The following is a 16,587-nucleotide window of genomic DNA, read 5'->3' on the forward strand; positions in this document are numbered from 1 at the left end:
TTCCCACGTGTTACTCACCCGTGCGCCACTAAGGCCGAAGCCTTCGTTCGACTTGCATGTGTTAGGCATGCCGCCAGCGTTCGTTCTGAGCCAGGATCAAACTCTCAGGTTCAGATCGTGACCGAAGCCACGACTGACAGGACCGCCKWRGCGATCTCCTGAAACGTCGATACTGATACAGTTTCTCTGCTCAAAAGATGCACAGACGATCCTCGATTGTGCCGATCCCCAACAGGAAACCAACACCCCAAGGCCGCAACGGCTACCAACTGCCGCCGCCTGCGCATCCCTTCTCACAACACGGTATAAACTTGTCAAAGAACCCGCCCGATGCAGAAACCATTGCTTCGCCGAACCTCTGAGGTTCGACTGTCAAGCGCCGGTTTGTCGGGCTTCCCTTCTGCGTGTCGGTCGCCACCGTGTCGGCGGCGCCGGCGTCGTTCGCGTCGGGAGGCGTCTTATATGCGGCCCAACCCGGACCGCGCAAGAACTTTCTGCACTCCCATGACGATTTTTTGACCGGAGGGCAAAAAGGGGCGCCGCGTCGCGCGGCGCCCCCTTCCCGTCAGCCCCCCGCCCGTCAGTAGGCGGCGTGGTCCCAGAACTGGGCCATGCTGCTGTCGGCGTGGTAGCCGTCGGTTCCCATCGACGACCAGCTGAGGTCGTGAATGCCGTAGGCCAGGACAGGAGCCTTGTCCTTCAGCGAGTAGTCGGCATGGGCGCTGTCGCGGAAACCCGGATTGAAGACCGCGTCGTTCGGACCGAAAGCGCGGCCGTTGGCGGCGACATTGCCGTCCATGGTCAGCCGGCCCGGGCTGAGCAGCTTCCAATACTGATCGATCGGCATGTCGCCGGCCGCAAGGTTGTGGATCACCATGTTGTCATGGGGGCGCGCCTCGTCGCCGGCCTTGGGCACCCATTCCAGGCGGATGAAGGCATCCTCCGGACGGCTGGCGATGCCGAAATTGTTCTCCAGCAGATTGTTGTCGCCGCCATGGACATAGATGCCGGCCCAGGCGAATCCCTTCACGAAGTTGTCGCGTACGATGACGCCGCTGGTCAGATCGTCGAGCGAGATGCCCCAGCCCTTGTGATCGGTCAGCCAGTTGCCCTTGCCGTCAGTGGCGAGGCCGCCGGTGTCGATCACCTCGTTGCCGCGGATGACCGACCCCATGTCCTTGGCCGAGCGGCCGAGCATCTCGATGCCGCCGCCGTCGGCGGTCTCCTGCCCGACATGGTGGACCTTGTTGAACTGGACGGTGTTGTTGCGGTTCAGCTGGCCGTCATCCCATTCCTTGAACGACACGCCGTAACGCGGGGCATCGGTGATGTCGTTGTTGCTGACCATGCTGTTGCTGCTGCCGACGGCGCCGATGCCGGCCCCGCCCTTGGTGATCTGGCCGATATGCTCGATGGTGTTGGCGTAGATGCGGTTGCCGTCGGCGGCATGGATCATCGAAATGCCGGTGTCGCCGAGCTGCTCCATATGGTTGCCGGCGATGCGGCTGTTGTCGGTGCCGTCGAGCGACACCGCGGTCCCGACATTGACGAAGTGATTGCCACCGACGGCGTTGCCGTGCCCGCCCTGCATCGACAGCGCAGCGCCGTCATAACGGGTGTCGGAGAAGGTCAGCCCTTCGATGCTGATATTGCTGGCGTTGCTGGACTTGATCAGCGTGCCGAGCCGGGCGACGACGACGCCGTCCGACTGGAAGCTGGCGGCATGTTCCGGCTTCACCACAAGCTTGCCGTCGCTGGCGCGCCAGCCGAATTCACCGGCGTCGCGGATCAGCGAGGCGTCGTTCATCACCCGATAGGTGCCGCCGGTGCGCAGCGCGTAGGACGCCGCGTCGTCAAGCGTCACCGTGTGGTGATACTGGTCGATCGACTTCACGGCTGAGATGTCGTCCCTCAGCCGTTCCGTATCGAATGTCTGGACGACCAGACCGTCATGGGGCTTCAGGCCCGACGGGATGTCGCCGTTCGAGAAGTTGAAGCTGGTCTTGCTGGCGCCGGTCGAGTTGGCCTTCAGCACGTGCCAGCCGCTGGTGGCCGCCTCCGCGGGATCGAAGTCGCCGGTCTGCGCCGCATGCTGGCGCACGCCGCCGATGCTGACATCCAGGCCGTTGGCCGACGCGAGCTTGGCGGAGTAAAGGCCTTTGCCTTCATAGGTGAAACCGGTCACCCGCTCCCCACCGCTGAGGACCGGCGTCTCGTTCCCGTAGGCGAGGAAGCTGTGGCCGTCGTCGTGGGAGTCGAGTGTCAGAGTCTTGTCCAGGCGATAGGTGCCGCCACGAACATAGGTGGTGTCGACATCGCTCGCCCGCATCGCGTCCCGCGCCTTCTCGAGGCTGGCAAAGGGACCGTCGGTGCCGGCGGCGTTGGGAGCGGCGAGCCGCCCGGACCAGCTGTCATTGCCCTTGGCGGACACGAAAAAAGCGGCCTGGTCGGTGGTCGTCATAAGTCATTCCTCCGTTCTGATGGAGGCATGAGTCGAATTTTTTAGTTAAAATTTTATTTACGGCCTTAGTACCTCTGATGGACAGGAGGGCTCTGCAAGATCGGTATTATGCGATGCGATGAACATCCACGAATTGGTGGCAATGTGATCCGGCATTAATTGTGAAATTGAACCTTCTCTATGGACAAGCTCTCGCCATCCGGATTCGCGCATTACGCGCATCACCCGGCCGGCAAGTGATGAAGACAGTCGACGCCGCGTTACAGGGCATCACTGGACTGGTCATTTTCTGGAATTTTATGATAAGCTGACCGGCGCCGGGGTCTTGTTCTTGGTCATACAGCGGTGCCGCGCCCAGTTCAGCGTCAGGGCCGCCCCTCCCCCGGCTACAGGACGTGAAAGGGACCTGTCTTGAGCGAAGAGTTGAAGAACGTCACCGCGACGAACGTCACCGCGACGGTAAAGTGGTTCAAGCCGGAAAAGGGTTTTGGGTTCGTCCGCCTTGCCGATGGCTCCGGCGAGGCTTTCTTGCACGCTTCGGTCCTGGCCGCCGCCTCCCTGCCCAACCCGGTCGAGGGCACGACGGTCGTCTGCGATCTGGCCCAGGGCGCCAAGGGGCCCCAGGTCGTCGCCATTCACTCTGCCACGCCGCCGGAAACCCCGCCCGCCCCGCGTGCCCGCAACCAGCGCCCGCCGCGCGCCGCCGCCTCGGCATCCCAGTCGATGGGCCAGCCGATGGGTCAGCCGGCCGGTCTGGCCGCCGGACAGGGCCCGCAACCTGAGGATGGCGGCGAGGGCTTCGCCCGTCCGCCGAAGCCGCCGCGCGAACGGCGCGAGCGCCAGTCCGAACCGGCCGGGCCGGCGACGATGGCCTATGGCACGGTGCGCTGGTACAATCTGGACAGCCAGTCCGGCCTGATCGAGCCGTGGGAAGATGGCGCCACCGTCTATTTCGACCGCGCCACCCTGCGCCAGTCCGGCCTGGACATCGTCGCCGACGGCGAGGATGTGCGCTATCTGGTCGTCGGGTCGGACGATGCGCCGGTCGCCCAGCGGGTCGAGCTGATCTGACGTTACCGCCGTCGCAGGCGTCTGCCGCCGCGGGCCGGCCGTAACAGGCCGGTCGGGCGGCGGTCGCTTTGCATCGGGTTGGGACCCGACCGCTTCACAAGCGCGTCGTTTCAGAATCTGGTCGAGAGCGTGAAGAAAGCCCGCGGGGCGCGGTCCTGCGTGCTGAACGGCGTGGTGATGAAGGGCTTGGCCAGTTCCACGCTGGCATCGATGCGCTGGAAAACGCCGAAGCGCAGGCCGACGCCGGTCGAGGCGAGGGACCGGCGGCCATGGCGCGTGCCGCCTTCGTAATTGTACACCGCTCCATAATCGCCGAAGCCATAGGCGACCGCATAATCCAGCCCATCCTGCTGGACCGGCAGGATGTATTGCAGCTCCGCCCGGCCGGCGAAGCCGCTGTCGCCGGTGATTTCCGAGGGGTCGAAGGCGCGGCCATACTGCTTGCCGCCCAAGCCGTATTCCTCGGACGACAGCAGCTGGTCCGGGCTGTATTGCGCTTCGCCGGAGAGGGCGAGGATCAGCTGGTCGGTCAGGGGCTGGTTGCGCTGGGCCGACAGCAGCAGCTTGCGGAAATCGCTGCGCCCGCCGCTGCGGGTCAGGTTGGCGCTGCCGGATTCCGTGGCATTCAGGATGTCGAGGCCCTTGGACAGTTCCGCCGTCAGCAGGTTCGACCCGCCCCAGCCGTCGGCGAAATCGTAGGAGACGTTGGCGGCGACGATGCGCAGCCGATCCTGCGACAGCTTATCGCCCAGCACGTCGGTGCGGCTGTCGCGGACGGTAAAGCTGAGGCCGGCGCGCAGGGTCTCCGCCCGGCTGCGGATGAAGGGGTGCGACACCGCCACCCGGCCGGAGGTGGTCAGGCTGTAGAGGTCGAGCGGCCGCACGCTGTCGCCGGGCTGCGACCAGGAGCGGCGGACGCCGTACTCCACCGTCGTGCCCTCGGCATCCACCGGCACCAGTTGCCCGACGTCGAAGAAGCGCAGCTCGCGGATCTGCGGGGTGACGATGCCCTGGGCGGTGGTCCGCTCGAACAGGCCGAGTTGATCCTCGACGGTGGCGACGCCGGTCAGCTGCATCGGACCGATGGAGCGGGTGCCGCGGTTGTCCAGCGACAGGAAGCCGTTGAAGGGCGTGCGCTCCAGCGCCAGGGTCAGGCGCGAGGCGCCGGGGGTGTCGGGCGACGCCTCCAGCACCGTCTTCACCGCGACGCCGGGCAGATCGTCGGCCAGCAGGACGTAGCGCTCCATGTCGGCCATGCGCAGCGGGCGGGAGGCCTTGATCTTCTCCCCCATCCGCCGCAGCAGGCCGAGCCGGTCGGCCGCTTCGCCCTGGACGACCACCTCGTCGACATAGCCCTCCACCACCTGCAGGCGGACCACGCCGTCGCGGATGCGCTGGGCCGGCACCACCGCCTGGGACAGCACATAGCCGTCGTTGCGGTAGCGCGCGGTGATGGCGTCGCGGATGGCATAGAGGTCGGCCAGAGTCACCGGCTTGCCCAGCTTGTCGCGCCACAGGGCGGACAGGCTGTCGCCGTCATAGACGCTGTTGCCGTCGATGCGGATCTCGGTCAGAGTCAGGGCGATGCGTTCGGCATCGCGCGGCGGCGGAGCCTTCTCCGGCGCCGGCATCTCGATCTCCGGCGAGGATTGCGGCACGGGCGGCCGTTCGAAGCGCTGCTCCAGCCGGTTGGGGTCGAGCGAGGGCGGCAGCACCGTGGGAACCGCCTGGGCCAGCGCCGGCAATGGACAGGCTGCTCCGGCCAGCAACAGCGCGGACAGGCGGACGAGGCGCCGGGGCGTGGACATGGACATCGACATGGCGGAGGGGGCGGTTCGGGACACGGCTCTTCGTCGCAAGGCTATTTGTCGGTGAGGGCGGTCACGCCGGTCCAGTCCGGACCGGCCGGCTGTCCGACGCGCTTTTCCGCCTTGTTCAGCATCGCCAATGCAGCGCCATCGGCGGCCACCAGCGCGCGGAAACCGGCAGCCGCGGCCTCGAACCGGCCAGCACGCCAGTGCTCCAGCGCAGCGGCGTAGGCGGCACGCTGGGCGCGGTCCTCGGGATCGGCACGGCGGGCCTCGGACAGCGGTTCGAACACCTCGACCGGCTCGCCGCGGCCGACGACCTGCACGATGTCGAGCGCGCGGAAGGCCTCCGGGTCGCCATGGTGGCGCACGGTCTCGCCGCTGACCATCAGCACGGAGTTGTAATATTTGTTGGCGCCCTCCAGCCGGGAGGCCAGATTCACCGTGTCGCCCATCACCGTGTAGTTGAAGCGGCGCGGCGAGCCGATGTTGCCGATCAGCGCCGGACCGGTGGCGATGCCGGTGCGGTTGGAACCGCGCCCGCTGGATGTGGCCAGCAGGGTCGGGTCGTCGGCCATAGCCTGACGCATCGCCAGCGCGGCCGACACCGCGGCGCGGGCATGGTTGTCGATGGCATAGGGGGCGCCGAACACCGCCAGCACGGCATCGCCGATGTATTTGTCGACGAAGCCGCCATGCGCCTCGATGATGTCGGTCATCACTGTGAAATAGCGGTTCAGCACGGCGACCAGCGCTTCCGGCTCCATCCCCTCCGACATCCTGGTGAAGCCGGCGATGTCGCAGAACAGGATGGACAGGTCGCGCTCCTCCCCGCCCAGGCTGGGCGACTGGCCCGACGCGATCATGTCGTCGATCAGCGACCCCGGCAGATAGAGCTTGAAGGCGTTGCGGATGTGCCGCTGGTCGCGGTCGAGCACGGCGAAGCGGAAGCCGAGCGCCAGCGGGAAGACCAGAAGCACAGCCAGCGCCGCCTGGAGGTAGGGCAGCACCAGCCCGCCCTGGAACGCCTGCATCGCCACCCCGCTCCACCCCGCCAGCAGCAGGAGCAGCCCGGCCGCGGCCACCGCCGGCCGGGTCGCCAGCGTCACCACGGCGGCCAGTCCGGCCAGCAGCAGGACCAGGGCCGCGGCGGCGGCCGGGTCGGTCTCCTCCAGCGCATCGTGCGCGATCAGGTTGGAGATGGCGGCGGCGTGGATGTAGACGCCGGGAATGCTGTCGCGGGTGCGGCCGGCGACATACAACTCGCTCATCACCGGCAGGGCACAGCGTTCGGGAAGGTTCATCCCCTCCGGCTTGGTGACCCAGCGGTTGGAGGAGAGCTTGCGGTCCTCGACATCCAGCACGGTGCCGACCATCACCGCCTTGCCCTTGAAGTGCCTGGCGAAGAAGTCGGTCTTGCCGGCTTCGGCGCAGGCATGGAGGTCGGCCAGCGAATAGGTCGGGATCGCCCCGGCGGCGGTGGCGTGGTTGACCAGCAGCCGGTTGCCCTCCCCGCCCGGCACCCGGTAGCCGGCCAGCGTGGCGGAGCCGTCGGCCCCCCGTTCCAGCGGCGCCTTCAGCGCGCGGGAGGCGACCTCGACCGCCATGCCGGGCTCGGCCTTCGGCTGGCCGTCGGGTCCGGCGACGGACAGCGTCAGCGGCACCCGGCGCAGCACGCCGTCGGCATCCTCAACCAGATTGACCGAGCGGACGTTGTTCACCCCGGCGGCGATCATGTAGCCGCGGTAGGGCATCAGCGGGTCGCTCTGATGCTGGACCTTGGCCAGCACCAGCCGCCCCTCCTTGCCGCCGCGGCGGAGCGTCAGCAGGTAGTCGCGCTCGAAGCCCGGGATCAGCGTCTCGACCGAGGTCGGGTGGACGAGGTCGAGGCCGATGGCCGCCGCCCCGCCATCCAGCATGGCGCCAAGGACGGTGCCCAGCCGCGGCCCCCACAGCGCCTGCGGCGTGCCGGCGAAGGGCGGACGGCGGTAGGTCTCCTCGTCGATGCCGACCACCACCACCGGCGAGGGGTCGGGGGCCGGCCGCGGACCATGCACCCGCTCCCGCAGCCAATAGAGGCTGTCGATCGACGGCCCCTGCAGCATGGGCGAGGCCGCCAGCACCAGAAGCGATGCGACTGCCGGCGCCACCGCGCCGAGCAGGACCAGCCGGACGCGCCGGGGCAGCCTCATCGCGTTCAACGGCCGCGCCCGCCGCTCAGAAACGGATCAGCCGGCCGAGCGCCGGACCGCCGCCGGCCGCGGCCTTCTCGTCGATCTTCACGACGAAGGACTTCTGCCCGGCCGCGATCTTGTAGAGCCCGCCCGGCTCCAGCCCGGCGCCGCTCTTGGCGGTGTCCAGCGTGGTGCCGGGGACATTGACCGTGCTCAGCGCGATGCCCTGCACGTCCAGCCGGTCGATGGTGACCGGGCCGGGCGCCGACAGGATCAGCACCGGATGGGTCTTGAACAGGGTCAGGTCCGGCTTCGGCAGCGGCGCCTTCATGCCCGGCAGGGCGATGGGCGCGCTGCGGAAGACGGTCACCCCCGCCTTGCCCGCCTCGTTGGAGGCCAGCAGCAGCTTGCCGCCGTCGCAGGGCAGCGTGTGGCGGTCGATGCTGCCGCCCTGCACCGCCGATTCGCGGGCGCCGACCATCACCGAACCGCCGGTGATCGTCTCGTTGACGCAGGATTCCAGATAGCTCAGCGTCAGCGTCTGTCCGGCCTTCAACGTGACCGTGCGGCCTGCCCCCAGGTAATCCATCGGCTGGACGCCGTCGACGCCGTCCGAGACATCCTCAACCAATGCGGTGGGTGCGGCCGGGGCCGGATCCGCGGCGAGCGCCAGCGGCGATGCAGCCAGCAGAAGCAGGGTTCCGGCAACGGCGGAGCGGACGGGCATCTGGAACGCGACGGACATGGCGACGGACATGGAAAAACGGCCTCCCGGTCAGTGCAGGGGGCTTTACCCCCTACGGACGGCATCACTATAGCTGCCGTTCCCTTTAGCGAAGTTACCGGGGCACTTCAAATCCAATACGCCGCCGCGGCCCCCGGTCACAGCGATGCCGCCGGTAAATTCCCGCCATCCCGGCGACATCCTATTGTCAAGGAAGTGAAATATTCCCGCCACAACGCCGTCATGACCACCGGCTAATATACACCTCCCGCGCGTGGCGGCCTTCCGGGTCCCGCCGGATGGGACGGACATCATTGGAGCGTCGCGACCGAACATGGGTACCGAACACATCGTCCGCTCCTTCGCGCAGGAATTGCAGCGTCTGTCCAACCTCGTCACCCAGATGGGCGGCGTGGCGGAAGCCCAGGTGGAGGCCGCGGTGAAGGCGGTGACCCGCCGCGACGTCGGGCTGGCCGCCCAGGTGATGCAGGCCGACGCGCGGCTCGACGCCTACGAGCGCGACATCGACGCAGAGGCGGTGCGGCTGCTGGCGCTGCGCCAGCCGATGGCCCAGGACCTGCGCGAGATCGTCTCGGCCCTGAAGGTCTCAGCCGATCTGGAGCGCATCGGCGATTATGCCGCCAACGTCGCCAAGCGGTCGCTGGCGCTGGCCCAGGTGCCGGTGGTGCGGCCGGCGGCCGGCATCCCGCGCATGGGCCGGCTGGTCGAGGCGATCCTGAAGGAGGTGCTCGACGCCTACATCGAGCGCGACGTCGACAAGGCCATCGCCGCCTGGGAGCGCGACGAGGAGCTGGACGACCTCTACACCAGCCTGTTCCGCGAGGTCCTCACCTACATGATGGAGGATCCGCGCAACATCACGCCCTGCACGCATCTGCTGTTCATGGCGAAGAATCTGGAGCGCATCGGCGACCACGCCACCAACATCGCCGAGATCATCCATTTCCTGGTGGTCGGCAGCCCCCTGACGGTGCTGCGCCCGAAGAACGACGGCAGCAGCTTCGCCGTCGTCACGCCGATGGCGCCGGGCAACGGCTTTGCCCTGCCATCCGAGGATACGGACGGGGACTCAGGTCCCGCCGACGCCGGCTGATTCCCCCGCCCGCCTGCGCACTTGCCCGGACCGCCGCCGGCAGCGACATTTTATCCGGCCACAGCCTGCGGATTCGCACGCGCAGGGGAGATACCGCCACGGTGCGGGGCTTTTCCGTTTGCATGCGGCGCGGGGGTCAGGTATTAGCCCGCCCCGTGTGCCCGACATCAGCCGCGGCATCCCTTTCCCTGCCTGCAACGAGACACGCTGGTCATGCCCGCCGACGCACTGAGCTCCGCCCTGCTTCCTGCCGGACTGCACGACGTGCTGCCGTCCGAAGCGGCGCATGAGGCGGCCGCCGTCGAACGCCTGCTGGCGGAATTCGCCGCGCAGGGCTATCGCCGCGTCGATCCGCCGCTGGTCGAGTTCGAAGAGAACCTGCTCTCCGGCCCCGGTGCCGCGATGTCCAAGCAGACCTTCCGGCTGATGGACCCCCATTCGCAGCGGATGATGGCGGTCCGCGCCGACATCACCCCGCAGATCGCCCGCATCGCCACCACCCGCCTGAAGAACGAGGCCCGGCCGCTGCGCCTGTGCTACGCCGGGCAGGTACTGCGGGTGAAGGGATCGCAGCTGCGCCCCGAACGCCAGTTCACCCAGGTCGGCGTCGAGCTGATCGGCGCGCTGGAGGCCGAGGCCGATGCCGAGGTGGTCCTGCTGGCTGTCCAGGCGCTGACCGCCATCGGCGTGCCGCACCTGTCGGTCGATCTCTGCGTACCGACCATGGTGTCGCGCATCTGCGCCGGCCTCGGGCTGGGCGAGGACGAGATCCGGCAGCTGCGCGCCGCACTCGACCGCAAGGACTCGGCCGCCGTGGCTGCCGTCGGCGGCCCCGCCGCCTCGCTGCTGGAAACGCTGATGAGCGCGTCCGGTCCCGCCGACCGCGCCATGCAGGCACTGGCCGCCCTGCCGCTGCCGGAGGGTGCCGAGAAGGACCGCCGCCGGCTGACCGACACGCTGGCCCTGCTGCGCGCAGCCATGCCGGACCTGACGGTGACCATCGATCTGGTGGAGCATCGCGGCTTCGAATACCAGACCGGTCTCAGCTTCACCCTGTTTTCCCGCGCCGCGGGCGAGCTGGGCCAGGGCGGGCGCTACCGCGCCGGCGCGCAGGGCGAAGATCGCGGGGAGCCGGCGACCGGCTTCACGCTGTACATGGATACGCTGCTGCGCGCGGTCCCGGCGGCCAAGGCGCCGGGCCGGGTCTATGTGCCGCATGGCAGCGGCTGGGAAACGGCGCGCAGGCTGCGGGCCGACGGATGGGTGACGGTCGCCGGGCTTGCCCCGGTGGCCGATGCGGCCGCGGAAGCCAGACGGCTCCACTGCGGCCATTGGCTGGCTGGCGGGGACGTCAAGCCGGTCGGGTGACCCTGGGTTCAAACGACTTGCGTTCAAAGAAGTTGGGTTCAAGCGAGTTGGGTTCAGGGTGAACGGGCCCCCACGCCGCGCGGATGGTACCCTGCGGTGGATCGGGAGGCTGAGCGGTTCCTTTTTGAAGTTTTGCGGAGACGAGAGATGGCCAACGTTGCGGTGGTCGGCGCCCAGTGGGGCGACGAGGGCAAGGGCAAGATCGTCGACTGGCTGTCCAGCCGGGCCGATGTGGTGGTGCGCTTCCAGGGCGGTCACAACGCCGGCCACACGCTGGTGATCAACGGCGTCGAATACAAGCTGAGCCTGCTGCCGTCCGGCGTGGTGCGCCAGAGCAAGCTGTCGGTCATCGGCAACGGCGTCGTCTTCGACCCCTGGGCCTTCATCCGCGAAGTCAACGCGATCAAGGAAAAGGGCGTCACCGTCAACCCGGAAAACCTGATCGTCGCCGAGAACGTGCCGCTGATCCTGCCGGTGCACAGCGCGCTCGACAAGGCGCGGGAAGAGGCCAAGGGCGCCGGCAAGATCGGCACCACCGGCCGCGGCATCGGCCCGGCCTATGAGGACAAGGTCGCCCGCCGCGCCATCCGCCTGTGCGACCTGACCGACGACGCCGTGCTGGTGGAGAAGGTCGACGCCCTGCTCGCCCACCACAACGCGCTGTTCCGCGCGCTGGGCGCGCCGGAGATGACCCCGGCCGACATCCTGGAGCCGCTGCGCGAGATCGCCCCGCAGGTCCTGCCCTACGCCGCCGTCGTCTGGAAGCAGCTGGACGAGCTGCGCCGCGCCGGCAAGCGCATCCTGTTCGAAGGCGCCCAGGGCACGATGCTGGACATCGACCACGGCACCTACCCGTACGTCACCTCCTCCAACACGGTGGCCGGCAACGCCGCCGCCGGCAGCGGCATGGGCCCGCGCGCCGTCGGCTATGTGCTGGGCATCTGCAAGGCCTACACCACCCGCGTCGGCTCCGGTCCCTTCCCGACCGAGCTGCTGGACGACATCGGCGAGCTGATCGGCCAGAAGGGCAAGGAGTTCGGCGTCGTCACCGGGCGCAAGCGCCGCTGCGGCTGGTTCGACGCCGTCATGGTCCGCCAGGCGATCAAGACCGGCGGCATCGACGGCATCGCCCTGACCAAGCTGGACGTGCTGGACGGCTTCGACGAGATCAAGGTCTGTGTCGGCTACAAGCTGGACGGCCAGGAACTCGACTATTACCCGTCGAATGCCGGCTCCCAGGCCCGCGTCGAGCCGATCTACGAGACCTTCGAAGGCTGGAAGGACACCACCCGCGGCGCCCGTTCGTGGGCGGAGCTGCCGGCCCAGGCGGTCAAGTATGTCCGCCACATCGAGGAGCTGATCCAGGCCCCGGTCGCCCTGCTGTCGACCAGCCCGGAACGCGACGACACCATCCTGATGACGGACCCCTTCGCCGACTGATCCGGCGGAAGGTTCTCCTGAAGAAAAAGGGCCGGCATTCCGCCGGCCCTTTTTCATTTCCGCGGTCTCAGGTCGAGCCGCCGCCGGTCACACCGACCGCGTCAGCCCGCCGTCGACCCGGATGTTCTGGCCGGTGATGTAGCCGGCGCCCGGCGAGGCCAGGAAGGCCACCGTGGCGGCGATCTCCTCGCTGCTGCCGTAGCGCTGCATCGGTACGCTCTGGCGCCGTTCCTCGGTCGCGGGCAGGCTGTCGATCCAGCCGGGCAGGACGTTGTTCATCCGCACATTCTCCGCCGCATACTGCTCGGCGAAGAGCTTGGTGTAGGCGGCCAGACCGGCCCGCGCGACGGCGGAGGTCGGGAACATCGCGCTCGGCTCGAACGCCCAGGCGGTGGAGATGTTGACGATGGAGCCGGCCTTCTGCCCGACCATGATCGGCGCCACCAGCCGGACCGCCCGCACGACGTTGAGGAAATAGACCTCGATGCCGCGGTGCCAGTCCTCGTCGCTGATCTCCAGCAGGGCGCCGCGCGGACCGTGGCCGGCGCTGTTGACCAGCGCGTCGATGCGGCCCCAGCGCTCCATCGTCGCATCGACCAGCCGCTTCAGGTCGTCGTTCGACTGGTTCGACCCCGTCACCCCGATGCCGCCGAGTTCCGCGGCCAGGGCCTCGCCCTTGCCGGAGGAGGACAGGATCGCGACCTTGAACCCGTCGGCCGCCAGCCGGCGCGCCGAGGCCGCCCCCATGCCGCTGCCGCCGGCGGTGATGACGGCAACCTTTTCGTCGGACATGCTCATTCCTCCCAATCCTGCAGTTGCCCAACCATAAGGGTGGCCGGCCGCCGTCTCAAATGCGATTTCAGCGGCGGCCTTGGAACTGCGGGGGAGCTGCGGAGCGGTAAGGGCCGCGACGGCGGCCCCGCAGGCCCATGCCTGCGAAGGCAAGCGGCCGGATGGCCGCGCCCGCCGATTGAGGGCGAGCGTAAAGCCTGATGTGTCAGGCTTTACGCTCGATACTATCAGATGTCGAAATTGGCGGCGATGGTGCCGGTGGACTGGCGATGGCGCAGGGCATCGGCCAGTGTCTGGTTGTCCAGCACGGCGGCGGTGGCGTCGCGGACCTGGACCATCAGCCAGCGGACCGAGCAGGTCTCGGTATCGATGCAGTCCTCGCACGGCCGGAAGGACGCCTTGCTGGCGCAGGGGATCGGCGCCAGATGCCCGTCGATCAGCCGGATCACCTCGCCGAAGGTGATCTCCGCAGCCGGGCGGGCGAGCCGGTAGCCGCCGCTCTTGCCGCGCTTGGCGAACAGAATGCCTTCCTTGCGCAACTCGACCAGGATCGCTTCGAGGAACTTGCGCGGAATATTCTCGCGCTCCGCGATGTCGGCGATCAGGATCAGGTCGCCATTGTCCTTCTCCGCCAGCATGATCAGGGCACGCAACGCGTATTTGGCTTTCTGCGACAGCATTCCGGCGGAATCCGTATTATTGCGGCGGCGGTTGGGTGGTCCGCCCCGATCTAAAGCTTCGGTGGTTAACATTTCGTACCGGTCCGCTATTCCACCCAAAGGCGCAATTTGCGGCCGGAACCAGCGGACCTTAGATCGGATCGCGAAAAATCGGAATCGAATTGACGCGTGAATGGTTTGCGGCAGCCGTCGCGGGCGCGTTAAGGTCACCCTGCCCATAGGATCATTCAGCTATTTTCCCGCAGAACCGAAGGTCAGGCCATGCAGTACGCCATCGTTCCGGTCACCCCGTTCCAGCAGAACTGCACGGTGCTCTGGTGCCCCGAGACGATGAAGGGTGCCGCCATCGATCCCGGCGGCGACCTGGACCGCATCCTGGCCGCGGTGAAGGCGAAGGGCGTGACGCTGGAGAAGATCCTCGTCACCCATGGCCACATCGACCATGCCGGCGCCGTCGCCGATCTGGCCGACAAGCTGTCGCTGCCCATCGAGGGTCCGCACCGCGACGACCAGTTCTGGATCGACGGCATGCCGATGCAGAGCCAGATGTTCGGCTTTCCGCCCGTGCGCTCCTTCACCCCCGGCCGCTGGCTGGAGGAGGGCGACACGGTGACCGTCGGCAACCAGACGCTGGAGGTGCGCCACTGCCCCGGCCACACTCCCGGCCACGTCGTGTTCGTCCATGTGCCGTCGAAGCTCGCCATCGTCGGCGACGTGCTGTTCCAGGGCTCCATCGGCCGAACCGATTTTCCCAAGGGCAACTACGCCGACCTGATCGCCTCGATCCGCGACAAGCTGTTCCCCTACGGCGACGACATCGCCTTCATCCCCGGCCACGGCCCGATGTCGAGCTTCGGCGAGGAGCGGCTGTACAACCCGTTCCTCAACGATTAGCCATCGCCCTGGCGACAGTCCCGATTCGGAACTCGGATGGGTCTGGCATGTATAGGCTGCATTACCCATAACGATTTTCGCGCCGACAACCATCGGATGCGACATTCCGTGTCATACGGAATGTCGCACTGCATACGCATGTCTGGCGACCGGCTCCATCCGCCATGGGGGATACAACCCTTACGAATGTAATATTAATAATTTATCAATTTTATATATCGTCCTAATTCCGGTTGAATTTAAGTTTGATTGTTCCCGTCGGATATGCGCGAATATGCGTGAAAGTTCTCCCGTCATATCCTCACCGGTAGAAAAAATATCTCTTAAAGCAATCCAAACGCAAAAGGACTTATCATGAGAAAGACGTTGCTCTCCGCCGGTTTTGCAATTGCGAGCAGCATGGCTCTTTTCAGCGCGCCTGCCTCGGCTTGCAACGTCGAGCCCTATATCGGTTCGATCTGCACATTCGCGTTCGATTGGTGCCCACAGGGCTATGTCGTGGCCGACGGCCGGAACTTGACCGTCCGGGAGAACCAGGCGCTGTTCGCGCTGATCGGCTACCGCTACGGCGGCAACAATTCCGATCTCTTCGCCATACCCGACCTGCGTGGCCGTGCCGCCATCGGCTCCGGCACCGGAACCGGCCTGGCGAACATCGCGATCGGTGCCAAGGTCGGCCAGCAGGAGCTTCTGCTGTCGGCAGCGCAGGTTCCGCTGCAGCCGCATACCCACACCGCCACCTTCGTCGGCACGGGCGGCGGGTCGGGGGGCTCGACCACCGTTCCGTTCACCGGCACCGTGAACGTTCCCATCACCAACGGCGGCAACCCGGTGTCGGCTCCCACCTCGGGCAACGTCTATCTCGGCGACATCGCTTTCAACGACGCAGGCAGCGGCGCCACGCTGACGGGTCCGTACAACACCACCGGCCCGGGCACCGGCGCCAAGGTGCAGGGCACGGCCAGCGGCACCATCACCGTTCCGAACACCGGCATCACCGGTGGCACCGTGACGGTCGCCCCCGCTTCAGCCAATGCGACCCAGAAGGTTTCCACCCAGTCCCCGGCAATCGGACAGACCCTCTGCATCGCCACCCAGGGCCTCTATCCGAATCGCCCGTAACGGTGCCGGCGGCGCAACTCCACTCACAGGCGGAGTTGCGCCGTCCACGGTGAGGCGCAACTGCCATTTCGCGAGGGACAGCCGTTGCCGGCCATTCCCCGTCAATCGACCGCCGGATCGTCGCCCAGCAGCAGGTCGATGCGCCGGCGCAGGCTGATCAGTTCGCGGCGCTGCATGTCGTCGACATAGGCGCGGTGCTCGCGCGGATCGCCCAGCCGGGCGGTGGCGCGGCGCAGCGCGTCGAGGAAGCGGCCGACCGCCGACATCGTGCGCAGCGACGGTTCCTTGGCGGCGTCCTTGCGGCTGCGCGCCGCCTGCACCGTCCCGTCGCCGGCCTTCACCTGCTCCCACAGGGCGATCTGCTCGTCCAGATCCTTGATCCAGGCGATCTCGATCAGGGTGGAACGGGACACGTCGTGGTGGGCGGCGGCATATTCCTGCTTGATCGTCTCCGGCAGGCTGTTCAGCCGCAATGTGTGGCTGACGTTGCTCTGGCTCTTGCCGATGATGCGGCCCAGCTGTTCCTGGGTGTAGCCGAAGCGGTCGATCAGCCGCGCCAGCGCCTCCGCCAGTTCCAGCGCGTCGAGGTCGACGCGCTGCACATTCTCCACCAGCGTCAGCTCGTCCGGGTTGCCGGAAGTGACCAGCGCGTAGATGGTCGCCAGCCCCAGCATCTCGTGCGCCCGCAGCCGCCGTTCGCCGGCAACCAGGCGGTGGCCGCCCACCACCTCCTGCACCAGCACCGGCTGCTTCAGCCCGTAATGCGCAATCGAGTCGGCCAGCCCCTGCATCTCCTGCGGGTCGAAATGGCGGCGCGGCATGCTCGGGTTGCGCATGATCCTGGCGACGTCGAGTTCCAGCAGCCGGGGCGGCTTTCCCGTATCGTCGAACAGATCCGAGTGATCGGGTGCGAGCGTCGGCATGTCCTGGTCTGGTCCC

Annotated in this window: 13 protein-coding genes and 1 rRNA gene; 6 read left to right on the forward strand and 8 right to left on the reverse strand. The window is 67.3% G+C overall.

The genetic code is table 11. The features are described from left to right. Together VH569_RS30835 and VH569_RS30840 are read right to left on the reverse strand one after the other, a co-directional pair. Nucleotides 1–112 (reverse strand): 16S ribosomal RNA (locus VH569_RS30835); the annotation flags it as partial. Between the two features lie 468 nt (nt 113–580). Beyond that, nucleotides 581–2,461, reverse strand: coding sequence for a right-handed parallel beta-helix repeat-containing protein (locus tag VH569_RS30840; RefSeq protein ID WP_423320590.1), 1,881 nt, complete (start codon nt 2,459–2,461; stop codon nt 581–583). Nucleotides 2,462–2,872: 411 nt separating this feature from the next. Between VH569_RS30840 and VH569_RS30845 the strand changes: the two genes are divergently transcribed. Further along, nucleotides 2,873–3,532, forward strand: coding sequence for a cold-shock protein (locus tag VH569_RS30845; protein WP_423320592.1), 660 nt, complete (start codon nt 2,873–2,875; stop codon nt 3,530–3,532). Nucleotides 3,533–3,642: 110 nt separating this feature from the next. Here the strand turns inward: VH569_RS30845 and VH569_RS30850 are convergent, their stop codons facing one another. The 3 genes from VH569_RS30850 to VH569_RS30860 are packed head-to-tail and all read right to left on the reverse strand — an operon-like array spanning nt 3,643 to nt 8,271. After that, entirely contained in the window at nt 3,643–5,340 is a 1,698-nt protein-coding gene (locus VH569_RS30850) for a ShlB/FhaC/HecB family hemolysin secretion/activation protein (RefSeq protein WP_423320594.1), read from the reverse strand. 53 nt (nt 5,341–5,393) lie between these two features. Beyond that, nucleotides 5,394–7,532, reverse strand: a complete 2,139-nt coding sequence (locus tag VH569_RS30855) for a CHASE2 domain-containing protein (RefSeq protein WP_423320596.1) — start codon at nt 7,530–7,532, stop codon at nt 5,394–5,396. A gap of 25 nt (nt 7,533–7,557) precedes the next feature. Further along, the gene (locus VH569_RS30860; protein ID WP_423320597.1) at nt 7,558–8,271 is read right to left on the reverse strand and encodes a hypothetical protein; all 714 of its coding nucleotides are present in this window, start codon (nt 8,269–8,271) and stop codon (nt 7,558–7,560) included. A gap of 301 nt (nt 8,272–8,572) precedes the next feature. Between VH569_RS30860 and phoU the strand changes: the two genes are divergently transcribed. From phoU to VH569_RS30875, 3 genes are all read left to right on the forward strand, one after another. After that, complete coding sequence (phoU, locus tag VH569_RS30865; RefSeq protein WP_423320599.1) at nt 8,573–9,352, forward strand: phosphate signaling complex protein PhoU; 780 nt, start codon at nt 8,573–8,575, stop codon at nt 9,350–9,352. A gap of 213 nt (nt 9,353–9,565) precedes the next feature. Further along, on the forward strand, nt 9,566–10,720 hold the full coding sequence (locus VH569_RS30870; RefSeq protein ID WP_423320601.1) for an ATP phosphoribosyltransferase regulatory subunit: 1,155 nt from the start codon (nt 9,566–9,568) through the stop codon (nt 10,718–10,720). A gap of 147 nt (nt 10,721–10,867) precedes the next feature. Then, nucleotides 10,868–12,160, forward strand: coding sequence for an adenylosuccinate synthase (locus tag VH569_RS30875; protein ID WP_423320603.1), 1,293 nt, complete (start codon nt 10,868–10,870; stop codon nt 12,158–12,160). A gap of 87 nt (nt 12,161–12,247) precedes the next feature. Here VH569_RS30875 and VH569_RS30880 read toward each other — a convergent pair whose 3' ends face one another. Together VH569_RS30880 and VH569_RS30885 are read right to left on the reverse strand one after the other, a co-directional pair. Continuing rightward, complete coding sequence (locus VH569_RS30880; protein ID WP_423320605.1) at nt 12,248–12,952, reverse strand: SDR family oxidoreductase; 705 nt, start codon at nt 12,950–12,952, stop codon at nt 12,248–12,250. Between the two features lie 227 nt (nt 12,953–13,179). Next, complete coding sequence (locus VH569_RS30885) at nt 13,180–13,632, reverse strand: RrF2 family transcriptional regulator (protein ID WP_098738201.1); 453 nt, start codon at nt 13,630–13,632, stop codon at nt 13,180–13,182. A gap of 261 nt (nt 13,633–13,893) precedes the next feature. Between VH569_RS30885 and VH569_RS30890 the strand changes: the two genes are divergently transcribed. Next, nucleotides 13,894–14,526, forward strand: a complete 633-nt coding sequence (locus VH569_RS30890; RefSeq protein WP_423320607.1) for an MBL fold metallo-hydrolase — start codon at nt 13,894–13,896, stop codon at nt 14,524–14,526. Between the two features lie 354 nt (nt 14,527–14,880). Continuing rightward, nucleotides 14,881–15,648, forward strand: a complete 768-nt coding sequence (locus VH569_RS30895; RefSeq protein WP_423320609.1) for a phage tail protein — start codon at nt 14,881–14,883, stop codon at nt 15,646–15,648. Between the two features lie 101 nt (nt 15,649–15,749). Here the strand turns inward: VH569_RS30895 and VH569_RS30900 are convergent, their stop codons facing one another. After that, nucleotides 15,750–16,571 (reverse strand): ParB/RepB/Spo0J family partition protein, encoded by an 822-nt coding sequence (locus VH569_RS30900; protein ID WP_109050619.1) that lies wholly within the window; start codon nt 16,569–16,571, stop codon nt 15,750–15,752. Between the last annotated feature and the right edge of the window lie 16 nt (nt 16,572–16,587).

The organism is Azospirillum sp. 11R-A, assembly GCF_049472615.1.
GTDB lineage: Bacteria > Pseudomonadota > Alphaproteobacteria > Azospirillales > Azospirillaceae > Azospirillum > Azospirillum palustre.